Origin of the sequence: Micromonospora sp. WMMC264 (assembly GCF_027497275.1) — a bacterium.
Lineage (GTDB): Bacteria > Actinomycetota > Actinomycetes > Mycobacteriales > Micromonosporaceae > Micromonospora > Micromonospora chalcea.
The window spans coordinates 4529072-4540716 of the sequence record NZ_CP114907.1; the positions used below are offsets into that span (position 1 = coordinate 4529072).

General features: G+C 74.8%; 7 protein-coding genes. 4 read left to right on the top strand and 3 right to left on the bottom strand.

Translation table 11 applies throughout. From position 1 onward, the window contains the following. Positions 1-2: 2 nt before the first annotated feature. A complete protein-coding gene (locus O7542_RS19595; protein WP_281605005.1) occupies positions 3-2360 on the bottom strand; it encodes a GGDEF domain-containing protein in 2358 nt (785 codons plus the stop codon). Between the two features lie 370 nt (positions 2361-2730). Between O7542_RS19595 and O7542_RS19600 the strand changes: the two genes are divergently transcribed. Continuing rightward, a complete protein-coding gene (locus O7542_RS19600) occupies positions 2731-3114 on the top strand; it encodes a PH domain-containing protein (protein WP_064446987.1) in 384 nt (127 codons plus the stop codon). On the opposite strand, the gene O7542_RS19605 is transcribed toward O7542_RS19600, so the two are convergent. After that, a complete protein-coding gene (locus O7542_RS19605; protein ID WP_281605006.1) occupies positions 3108-4034 on the bottom strand; it encodes a 2-hydroxyacid dehydrogenase in 927 nt (308 codons plus the stop codon). The genes O7542_RS19600 and O7542_RS19605 overlap by 7 nt on opposite strands. A gap of 142 nt (positions 4035-4176) precedes the next feature. Between O7542_RS19605 and O7542_RS19610 the strand changes: the two genes are divergently transcribed. From O7542_RS19610 to O7542_RS19620, 3 genes are read left to right on the top strand one after another with little or no spacing between them, the layout of a single operon-like run. Continuing rightward, a complete protein-coding gene (locus tag O7542_RS19610; RefSeq protein ID WP_281605007.1) occupies positions 4177-5982 on the top strand; it encodes a SpoIIE family protein phosphatase in 1806 nt (601 codons plus the stop codon). 45 nt (positions 5983-6027) lie between these two features. After that, the gene (locus O7542_RS19615; protein WP_043326037.1) at positions 6028-7203 is read left to right on the top strand and encodes a PQQ-dependent sugar dehydrogenase; all 1176 of its coding nucleotides are present in this window, start codon (positions 6028-6030) and stop codon (positions 7201-7203) included. A gap of 53 nt (positions 7204-7256) precedes the next feature. Next, positions 7257-8876: a metallophosphoesterase gene (locus O7542_RS19620; protein WP_104113640.1), complete on the top strand. Its 1620-nt coding sequence runs from the start codon at positions 7257-7259 to the stop codon at positions 8874-8876. Positions 8877-9213: 337 nt separating this feature from the next. On the opposite strand, the gene O7542_RS19625 is transcribed toward O7542_RS19620, so the two are convergent. Continuing rightward, the gene (locus O7542_RS19625) at positions 9214-11571 is read right to left on the bottom strand and encodes a pyruvate dehydrogenase (RefSeq protein WP_069087618.1); all 2358 of its coding nucleotides are present in this window, start codon (positions 11569-11571) and stop codon (positions 9214-9216) included. Positions 11572-11645: the final 74 nt, after the last annotated feature.

An 11645-nucleotide genomic window follows, 5' to 3' on the forward strand; every position in this document is an offset into this window, starting at 1 on the left:
GCTCAGCGGGCGGCGGACGGGAACTCCTCGAACCACGCCTCGACCCGCTCGGCGGTCGCCGGGCGGGCCAGCGCGAAGCCCTGCCCGTACCGGCAGCCGGCCCGGCGCGCGCCCGCCACCTGGCCCTCCGACTCCAGTTCCTCGACCACCAACTCGACCCCGAGCCGGTCGGCCAGGTTCGCCACCACGTCGATGAGCGGACGCTGCCCGTCCCCACCCGGCCGGACCAGATGCGGACCCACCTTGAGCAGGTCGATCGGCAGGCGGCGGAGCTGGGCGAGCGAGGCGTGCTCGGCGCGGAAGTCGTCGAGCGCGGTCCGCACGCCGATCGAGCGGAGACCGGCGAGCCGGGCCACCACAGTGGACAACTCGGCGCCCACCCCCGGCTCGGCCACCTCCACCACCAGCCGCTCCGGCGACACGTCGTACGCGGCCAGCGCGGTCGCCGTACGCGCCACGAAGTCCGGCGCGGCCAGCTCACGCGGCGTCACGTTGACAGCCATCCACAGCTCCCGGCCGCTCCCCGACCACGCGGCGAGTTGGCGGCAGGCCCGGTCCACCACCCACCGCCCGATCTCGCCGACCAGATCGAGGTCGGCCGCCACCGGCAGCAACTCCGCCGGCAGCACGGTGCCCAGCGTGGGACTGCGCCAGCGCAGCAACGCCTCGGTGCCGACCGGTGTCCGCTCCGCGAGCGCCACCACCGGCTGGTAGACCAGGTCCAGCTCACCGCGCGCCACCGCGCCGGGCAGCTCCCGTTCCAGATCCAGGCGCCGGACCAGTTGCTCCTCCAGGTAGGCGTCGTACCACTCGACCCGGTCCCGGCCGAGCTGCACCGCCCGGCGGCGGGCCAGGTCGGCCTGACGCAGCACGTCCTCCGGCTCGCCGCCTCCGGTCTCGGCCAGCCCGACGCTCACCCGCACCCGGGCCACCCCGCCCGGCCGCGGGTACGGCTCGGTCAGCGCCGCCAGCAGCCGGGTGCCGAGCGCGTACGCCAGCACCGGCCCGACATCGGTGAGGACCGCGTACTCGGTGTCGCCCAGCCGGGCGACCAGGTCGTGCGCCTCGACGCCGGCTCGGAGCCGGCGCGCGACCTCGGTGAGCACCGGCCCCTCCGGCACGGCCGCGCCCTCGCCGTGCAGGTCGACCACGAGCAGGGCGCCACCGCTGCGCTGCGCCAACGCCCGGACCAGATCCGCGCGCGTCAGCGGCGCGGGCTCGACGGCCCGGGCATCAGGCCCGAGCCGGCGCCGCAGCCACGCCTCCCGGGCCGCCAGTCGTTGCACGCGGCGACGCTGGTCCGCGGCGGCGAGCAGCTCACCCACCATGATCGGCGGAACGACCGTCAGGCCCAGAGCCATCGCGCCGGTACTGAACTCCCCCACCACGCACAGATGGACACCGGCGGCCAGCGCGGCGATCCCGGCCGGCGCGGTGAGGCGGGGCCAGGCGGCCGGCGCCACGTCCCGATCCGGCCGCTCCCCGGCCCAGGCACGCCGGAGGCCCGCGACGGTCAGCAGCGCCCCCGCCAGCAGCGGCGCCGCGACGACCGGCAGCGCCCGGTCCGGCGCGCCGTACGCCAGCAGCACCACAAGCAGCGTCAGCCCGCCGAGCGTCAGCGCGGCCCCGGCGTGACAGCGTGCGGCGCCCGGCCGGCGGTGACGTTCGGCGAGGGCCGCCACCACGAGCACGGCCAGCACCACCGCGCCGCCCGACGCGGCGATCCCGGCGGCGGCCGGGACCGGACCGCCCGGCAGCAGCATCCAGCCGGCGAAGACCAGGCTGACGCCGAGCGCGAGCACGTCGACGGTACGGCGTACCAGCTCGGGCCCGGACAGCCGGGACCGGCCGGGCAGGCGCAGCAGCGCCGTCACGTACAGCGGCGCGGTGAGGCACAGCCCGGTCAGCGCGATCGGCAGCCGGTACGCGGGATCACTCAGCGGCAGCACCGCCACGGAGAGCCCGGCGACCAGGACGGCGGCGTCGAGGATCGCGGCGACCCGGCGGGACAACGCGACCCGGCGCGCCTGCCGCCCGGTCGTCACGCCCGGCGCGAGTGCGTCCCGGCGCTCGGGTGGGCCGGTTTCGGCGCTCCGGGCTGGTGATTCGGCGGTTCGGGCGTCGACGGTCGGCGGCGCGTTCGGGGCGAGGTCGCTCGGAGCGGGCAGCGCTCCGCCGGCCAGCCAGGCGAGCCGGACACAGGCGAGCGCGGATCCACCGGCGACGGCGAGCGCGGTCGCGGCCGGACCGGGTAGGAGCCCGGCGACGCCCGCCAGGAGAAAGACCGCGCCGGTGAGCGACACGGCGACATCGGGCAGGGGTGGCCGCCGACGGGGACCGGCGGGAGGAGGGACGGGCACGGCGGTCGCCTTCGTGAGGGGGCACGGGGGCGGTGCGGTTGCGGTTCGCGGTTACGACGTGCGGGGTCGGGGCGGGCGGGACGCATCGGCGGGGACCGCTGCGGCCACGCCTAGAAACGATCCCGGAAGCGCCCGGTGACGTCATCCCACCAGTGACATCCGTCACACCCCCGCCTCCCGACGAGATCTCGGAAGCAAAGGGCCACCATGAGGACCATTTCCTTCCAAGATCTCCATCGCACGACCCGCCCGCGCCAGATCTTGGTACGCAGTCGCCCTCGGGAGGGCGGAGACGTACCAAGATCTCCGGGGTTGGCGGGGCTGCCGGGGCGCGGGGTGGCGGGAGTCGGCCGGGTGGGATCATCGGAGGGTGAGCCGTGCCGATACCGTCCGTTTCCGACACAACCAGGCCATCCTGGTCGCCGCGATCGTCGCCACCATCGGCGCGCTGCCGCTGGCCTCCGCCCGCTGGTGGCTGCTCTGGGTGCTGCTCGTCCCGCTCACCGTCGCGGTCTGGGCGTGGCGCGCCGGCACCGACGCCGACGCCTCGGAACTGCGGCTGCGGGCGATCGCCGGGCAACGCCGGGTGCCGTGGACGCGCGTCACCGAACTGGCCGGCGACGCCCGGGGCCGCGCGCTCGCCCGGCTCGACGACGGCGAGGTGGTGATGCTGCCGGCGGTACGCGCCACCGAGCTGCCCCACCTGATCGCCGTCACCGGGCAGGAGCTGCCCGGTGAGGCGAACGATCAGTAGCCGTCGACCACCCGGTTCGTCAGCTCCTCCCCGGCCACGTGCCGGCGCAGCTGCTCGGCCACCAGGCGGTACGCCCGGGGCAGCAGACCGCGTACCGAGCCGCCGATGTGCGGGGTGAGCAGCAGGTTCGGCAGCTCCCACAGGGGATGGTCGGCGGGCAGCGGCTCCGGGTCGGTGACGTCCACCGCCGCCCGCAGGCGCCCCGAGGCCAGCTCGGCGAGCAGCGCCGGGGTGCTGACCACCGGCCCCCGTGCGGCGTTCACCAGCAACGCGCCGTCCGGCATCGCGGCCAGGAACTTCTCGTCGACAAGCCCCCGGGTCCGGTCGGTCAGCGGCACCAGCAGCACCACCACGTCCGCCTCCGGCAGCAGGGCGGGCAGCTCGTCCACCCCGTGCACACCCTGGTCCGGGCGCGGCGTACGGGCCACCAGCGTGAAGCTCACCTCGAACGGGGCGAGCCGGTCGCGCACCGCCGTGCCGATCGAGCCGGCGCCCACGATCAGCACGCGCTTACCGGCCAGTTCGTCGGTCGGCGCCACCTCGTCGTACGCCCACTCGCGCCGCGCCTGCGCCCGGGCCAGCGGCGCGAACCCGCGCAGCGAGGCGAGGATCGCGGCCACCACCCACTCGGCGGTGGGCGAGTCGTGCACGCCCCGGGCGTCGCAGAGCGTCACACCGTCCGGTACCCGCCCCACCCAGGCGTCCGCGCCGGCGGAGAGCAGCTGCACCACCTCGACGTCCGGCAGGCGGGTCAGGAACGCGCCGGCGTCCGGGCCGGACAGGAACGGCGGCACCCAGAACCGCACCCCGGCCGGGGACGACGGGGGCCGTTCCGGGTCCTCCAGCAGCTCCACGGTGACGCCGGGCGGCAGCTCGCCGAGCAGCCGGAGGCCTTCGGGGTGCGGGATCCATGCCTTCACGACCGCCGACCATATCGGCAGCCCCGGGCCGGCATGGCGTGGGCCGTGACGAACGCCCCGCCCGGGGTCGATTGACAGTGCAGCGGGGTATAACCGAGGACGGGATGCCGGTCGGGTGTTCCGCTTGCTGAGGGCGGTGGCGATGAGCGAGGGCGGCCGGGGCCGGGTGGCCGTGCCGATTGCCGCGCTCACCGATCCCGACCGGTTGCGTGCGCTCGACGAGACGCGGCTCGACGCCGTACCCGACGAGGCGTTCGACAGGTTCGCCCGCCTGGTCGGCGACCTGCTCGACGTGCCGGTCGCGCTGGTCTCCCTGGTCGACGCCGACCGGCAGTTCTTTCCCGGCGCGACCGGGCTGCCGGAGCCCTGGGCCGCGCGCCGGCAGACACCGCTGAGCCACTCGTTCTGCCAGCACGTCGTCGACATCGAGATGCCGCTGGTGCTGCCCGACGCCCGCCTCTACCCCCGGGTACGCCTCAACCTGGCCATCGAGGACCTGGGCGTGGTGGCGTACGCCGGAATGCCGCTCACCGACCTGGACGGGCGGGTGCTCGGCTCGCTCTGCGCGATCGACAGCAAGCCCCGGGCCTGGACCCCCGAGCAGTTGCGTACGCTCGCCGACCTGGCCGCCGCGTGCTCCTCGGAGCTGCGGCTGCGCATCGCGGTCCGCGGCGCCGAGCAGGCCCGCCGCCGCGCCGAGGAGGCGCACGACCGGCTCGCCATGCTGGCCGGGATGAGCGAGATGCTCGGCGGCACGCTCGACGTGGCCACTGCCGTCGACCGGCTCGGGCACGCGATGGTGCCGCTGCTCGCCGACTGGTGCCTGATCACGCTCGTCGACCCGGCGGGCCGCCCGCGCACCGTCACCGGCGTACACCGGGAGGCCGAACGCGAGGCCGACCTGGCCCGCTTCGCCGAGTTGCTGACGACCGGCCTCAGCGCGGAGTCGCAGATCCGTTCGGTGCTGCGTACCGGGCGGCCGGCGGTGCGGGCCGTGGCCGGACTGGACGACGTGGCGCGCGGCACCACGCGCCCGGAGCTGGTGCCGCTCGCCGACCGGCTCGGCATCGGCTCCCACCTGACCGTGCCGATCACCGCCGCCGGGGACCGGGTGATCGGGGCGGTCACCCTCGTCAACCGCCAGGGGCGGCGCGGTTTCGACGACAGCGACCTGCGCACCGCGCAGGACATCGGAGTACGCGCCGGACAGGCGGTCGGCAACAGCCGCCTCTACGGTGAGCAGCGCCACGTCGCCGAGGTGCTCCAGCACAGCATGCTGCCCACCCTGCCGACGGTGCCGGGGATCGAGCTGGCCGCCCGCTACCTGCCGGTCGCGGACCGGGTCGAGGTGGGCGGTGACTGGTACGACGCGTTCGTCCAGCCCGACGGCGAGCTGGTGGCCGCGATCGGTGATGTCGCCGGTCACGACATCGAGGCGGCGGCCACCATGGGCCAGTTGCGCAACCTGGTGCGCGGCAACGCGTACGGGCGCGACGACCCGGTGGAGTTGCTGGTGGCCCAGCTCGACCGGGCGATGGGCGGGCTGCGGGTGCCCACCGTCGCCACCGCGGTGCTGGCCCGGATCCGCCCGGACGGGGACGGGCTGCGGGTCTCCTGGTGCAACGCCGGGCATCCCCCACCGGTGCTGGTCCGGGCGGACGGCACGGTCTCGGTCGCCGAGGGACGCGGGCCGCTGCTCGGCCTGGCCCGGGCGCCCCGGCGTACCGGCCGGACACTGGTCCTCGCCCCCGGCGACACGCTGCTGTTGCACACCGACGGGCTGATCGAGCGCCGGGACCGGTCGATCGACGAGGGACAGGCCGACCTGCTCGCCCATCTCCGCGCCGACGGGCCGGGCGTACCGCTGGACCTGCTCTGCGACCGGCTGCTCGCCGCCGCCCACCGCCGTGAGGACGACGTGGCCCTGCTCGCCCTGCGTGCCGGCTGAGCTGAGCGGCCCGGTTCGGCGCTTCGCCCGGCTAGGCTGGGCCGGGTGAGAGCGCGTCTTCCGTACCCCCGTGCCCGCCGGCTCCGCACGGCGCTGGCGGTGTCCTGCGCGGCGCTGCTGCTGGGCAGCGCCGGTTGCGCCCTCGGCGAGCCCGAGCCGGACCCGGCCGGCGCGCCGCCCAACCTGCCGAGCCCGTCCAGCACCGCCAGCCCGGGTGGGGCCGGCCAGCAGGTGGTCGCCACCGTGCTGGCCAAGGGCCTGGAGGTGCCGTGGGGCATCGCGTTCCTGCCCGACGGCGCGGCGCTGGTGACCGAGCGGGACAAGGGGCGGATCCTTCAGGTCGGCCCCGAGTCCGGCCCGGACGGGCTGGCCGTGCGGCCGGTGCAGACCGTGCCGGACGTGGCCGCCGGCGGCGAGGGCGGTCTGCTCGGCATCGCGGTCTCGCCGGCGTACGAGCGGGACCGGACGATCTTCGTCTACTACACCGCCGAGAACGACAACCGGATCGCCAAGATGCGGCTCGGGCAGGCGCCGACGCCGATCCTGACCGGCATCCCGAAGGCCGGCACGCACAACGGCGGCGGGCTGGGCTTCGGCCCGGACGGTCTCCTCTACGCCAGCACCGGCGACGCCGGGCGCACCGAGAACGCCCAGGACGCGAAGAGCCTCGGCGGCAAGATCCTGCGGATCACCCCGGACGGCAAGCCGGCGCCGGGCAACCCGACCGCCGGGTCGCCGGTCTGGTCGACCGGGCACCGCAACGTGCAGGGCTTCGCCTGGACGCCGGACAAGAAGATGTACGCGGTGGAGTTCGGGCAGAACACCTGGGACGAGATCAACCCGATTAACAAGGGCGGCAACTACGGGTGGCCCCGGGTGGAGGGGCGCAGCGACGACAGGCGCTACGTCAACCCGATCACGCAGTGGCCCACCGGTGACGCCTCCTGCTCCGGCCTGGCCGCCGTGGATCGGCTGCTGGTCGCCGCCTGCCTGCGCGGGCAACGGCTGTGGCTGGTGGAGCTGGCTGGCAACGGGACCGTCCTCGGTCAGCCGCGCGACCTGCTCAACGACAAGTACGGCCGGCTCCGGGCGGCGGCGGTGGCCCCGGACGGCTCGCTCTGGGTGAGCACCTCGAACCGGGACGGGCGGGGCCGGCCCGCCGCCGAGGACGACCGCCTCCTGCGGCTGGTCTTCGCCGACGGGGGCGCCGGCCGGAGCTGATCCGGGTCGGCAGGTTTGTCAAGATCGCTCAAGGGGCAGGTCAGGATCTCAGCATGGACGGCCACGACAACGAAGAGCACCGCGCGGGGGACGAGACGTCGCCCGGGCGCGGGCCTGCCCGCCGCTGGACGGCGTGGCGGCCGGGTCACCGGCTGCGCCGGCTGGGTGTCGTGCTGGCCCTGTTCGCGGTCACGCTCGGCGGCATCGTGGTCGGCACGTACGCGGGCGGCCACGTCGGCACCGACATCGGCCCGTTCCGGGCCGAGCTGAAGCTCAGCCCGTCACTGAGCGGCGGCACCACCGTCGACATCCCGCCGCTGGGCGCGTTGCTGCTGGACAGCCACGACGGGCCGGCGTACCTGACCGTCGAGGTGGGCGCGCTCGACCAGGGGCGCACCGAGGCGCTGATCGACGACCCGGCCAGCATCAGCCGGGCCAGCCAGTCGGCCGTGCAGGACGTCCGCGACGGCGTGATGCGGCTCGGGCTGCGTACGCTCGCCTCGGCGGTGCTGGCCACGCTGATCCTGGCCGCGCTGGTGTTCCGCGACGTGCGCCGTACCGCCTGGGCCGGCGGCCTGGCGCTCGTCATCACCGCCGGCAGCCTCGGAGTGGCCGCGACGACGCTGCGTCCGCAGGCGATCGAGGAGCCACGGTACGAGGGCCTGCTGGTGAACGCGCCCGCGATCGTCGGTGACGCGCGGCGCATCGCCAACGACTACACCAAGTACGCCGAGCAGTTGCAGCGGCTGGTCGGCAACGTCAGCAAGCTGTACACCACGGTCTCCGCGCTGCCGGTGGTGCAGCCGTCGCCGGGCACCACCCGGGTGCTGCACGTGTCGGACATGCACCTCAACCCGACCGGCTGGCAGTTGATCCGTACCGTGGTCGAGCAGTTCGGCATCGACGTGGTCATCGACACCGGCGACATGACCGACTGGGGCAGCGAGCCGGAGGCGTCCTTCGTCGGCTCGATCGGCCTGCTCAAGAAGCCGTACGTGTTCATCCGCGGCAACCACGACTCGCCGCGCACCGCCGCCGCGGTGGCCCAGCAGCCGAACGCGATTGTGCTGAACAACTCGATCACGACGGTGGGCGGGCTGACCATCGCCGGCATCGGCGACCCCCGCTTCACTCCGGACAAGGAGACCTCACCGGCCGGCAGCGGCCTCACCGCCGCCGTCGCCGACCAGGTGATCGGCGCCGGCGAACAGCTCGCCGCGACGGTCGAGAAGTCGCCGCGCAAGGTCGACATCGCGCTCGTGCACGATCCCGCCTCGGCCGGCCCGCTCTCCGGCACCTGCCCGCTGGTGCTCTCCGGGCACACCCACGCCCGGCAGGTGTCGAAGCTGCCGGAGGTGCCCGGCAAGCAGCCGACCACGCTGATGGTGGAGGGCTCGACCGGCGGGGCCGGGCTGCGCGGCCTGGAGGGCGAGAAGCCGACGCCGCTGACCATGACGGTGCTCTACTTCGACCAGCAGAAGCTGCTCCAGGCCTACGACGAGATCACCGTGGGCGGGACCGGGCAGTCGCAGGTCAACCTGGAGCGGCACGTCATCCGCGACCCGGCCAAGGGCGACCAGGTGCCGGTCACCCCGACCCCGACCCGGGGGCCCTCCGAGTCGCCGTCGCCGGGTACGACCACCCTGAGCCCCACCGCCACCCCCACCCGCTGACCGTCCGGGCGTTCTCCGGCCGCCTGCCGCGCGGACGCCCGGTCACCGCGTGTCACCGACCCGTCCGGCACTGGCATGTCCTGCCGCCGCCTTGCTCTGCAGCCATCGGCGCGGCAGGCACCGGGAGTGACCGCACGGACGGCCGCGCGCCGCGGGCACTCTTCGCCGCACCCCAGCTCAGGGCGATGCTGCGGGTGTGGCTGCAGAGCAAAGGCGGCGAGAGGCGATCGCCCGGGTCGCCGGAGACGGTCACTCTCAGCAATCGGGCCAATCTGTCACGTTCCGTGACCACCACGGCCTGCCGCGCCGCCGGGTCGAGCCGGACCAGCCGGCGCGGTCAGCGCAGCGCGATCGCGGCCAGCGCGGCGTTGACGATGCTGCCCGGCAGTAGGTCGTGCAACTCGTACAGCTCCCGGACGTTGCCGGACTGGCCGAACTCGTCCACGCCGAGCGGCACCGCCGGGGCGCCGACCGCCGAGCCGAGCCAGGCCATCGCGTGCGAGGCCGCGTCGTGCACGGTGACCACCGGCACCCGGTCGGCGAACGCCGACCGCAGCGCGCCCGGCACGCTCGGCACCGTCGCGGTCCGCACGCCCTGGCGCAGCGTCCGCTGCCACGCCCGGTAGAGGCGGTCCAGGCTGGTCACGTCCACGACGTGCGCGGCCACGCCCTCCTCCGCCAGCTCCGCGGCGGCGGCGAGCACCTCCGGCAGCACCGCGCCGGAGGCCGCGAGCTGCACGACCGGGGCGTCAGCCAGATCGGGGTACGCCTGGTGCGCGTCGACGAGCCGGTACGCGCCGGCCACCACCTGCCGCCGCAGCACCGCGTCCCCGAGCCGGGTCCGGGCCGCCTCGAACGGGGCCTGGTCGATCGGCCGGGTGCTGAGCCGGAAGTAGTACGCCCCGTCCTCGGCCGGCGCGGCAGTGGCGGCGGGCGCGGCGCCACCGGCGATCTGCCCGAGCGCGTCGCAGAGCAGCCAGTCGAGGCTGCCGGCGTACGCGGGCTCCAGGAACGTCACGCCGGGCAGCTCCAGGCCGACCGAGGCGGTGATGGTGGACTGGTGCGCGCCGCCCTCGGGGGCCAGCGTGATGCCGGACGGGGTGCCGGCCACCACGAACCGGGAACCGGAGTACGTCCCGTAGAGGAACGCGTCGAGACCGCGCAGCACGAACGGGTCGTAGACGGTGCCCACCGGCAGCAGCGGCTGGCCGGACAGGTCCCACGACAGGCCGAGCTGGCCCAGCAGCAGGAACAGGTTCATCTCCGAGATGCCCAGCTCGATGTGCTGCCCGGCGGGGCTCTCCGTCCAGCGCAGCATCCGGTCCTCGGTCCAGGAACGCTGCTCGGTCGGCGCGAACACGCCCGTCTTGTTGATGAACCCGGCCAGGTTGGTCGAGGTGGCCACGTCCGGCGCGGTGGTCACCAGGTAGGGCGCCACCTGCGGATCGCGGGCCAGGTCGACCAGCACCCGGCCGAAGACCTCCTGGGTGGAGACCGGCTTGTTCGCGCGTACCCGCGTGGTTTCCGGAACGGTGACGCCCAGCGCCCGCTCGCGCGGCGGGCGGGACAGCGCCTCCCGGCGCTCGCCGGCCCGGATGCCGGCCGGGGACGCCGGGTCGAGGCGGTCCCACTCGGTCTCCGGGGTCAGGCCCTGCGCGGCGCGCAGCGCGTCGACCTGCTCGGTGGTGAGCAGCGCCGAGTGGTTGCGCGGGTTGCCGGCGATCGGCAGACCCCAGCCCTTGACCGTGTACGCGAACACGACGCTGGGCCGGTCGGTCACCGCGTCGCACTGGGCGTACGCGTCGAGCATCGCCTGCGCGTCGTGGCCGCCCAGGTCGGTGACGAGCGGGCCCAGCTCGTCGTCGCCGATGTCGGCCACGAACGCGGCCACCTCGGCCGGCGCGCCGTCCAGGAACTGCTTGCGCAGCGCCGGGCCGGCCAGCCCGAACAGCGACTGGTACTGCTCGTTGGGCATCCGGTCGATCCAGTCGCGCAGCGCCGCGCCACCCGGCCGGGCGTACGCCTCGGCGAGCTTGCGGCCGTACTTGACCTCCACGACGTGCCAGCCGGCCGCCTCGAACTGGCCGCGCCACTGGTTGATCCGGATGCCGGGGACGACCCGGTCCAGCGACTGCCGGTTGAAGTCGACGAGCCACATCACGTTGCCCAGGCCGGTGGTGGCCGGGTCGGCGACCGCCTCCCAGATGTTGCCCTCGTCCAGCTCGGCGTCGCCGATGATGGCGACGAACCGGGAGTGCGGGCGCGCGCCGAAGTGCGCGTCGACGTAGCGGCGGGTCACGGCGGCGAACAGCGGCGCGGCGGCGCCCAGGCCGACCGAGCCGGTGGAGAAGTCCACCTCGTCCGGGTCCTTGGTCCGCGACGGGTACGACTGGAGGCCGCCGCGCGCCCGCAGCTTCGGCAAGTACGACTTGTCGAGGTTGCCGAGCAGGTACTGGATGGCGTGGAACACCGGCGAGGCGTGCGGCTTCACCGCGACCCGGTCCTCGGCGTCGAGGTGCTGGAACCAGAGCGCGGTCATCGCTGTCACCAGGGAGGCGCTCGACGCCTGGTGGCCGCCGACCTTCACCCCGTCGCCGGTGTCGCGGTCGTGGTTGGCCGCGTCGACGATGCGGGTGGCGAGCCAGAGCACCCGGCGCTGGATCTCGTCGAGGACGTCGAGGTCGTGCTGGTTCACGGTGACTCCATCCGGGCGTCGCCGTTGACGCCCACTGAGTGGGGGTGAGGCGTTAGGAAGGGCCCCTTCCCATG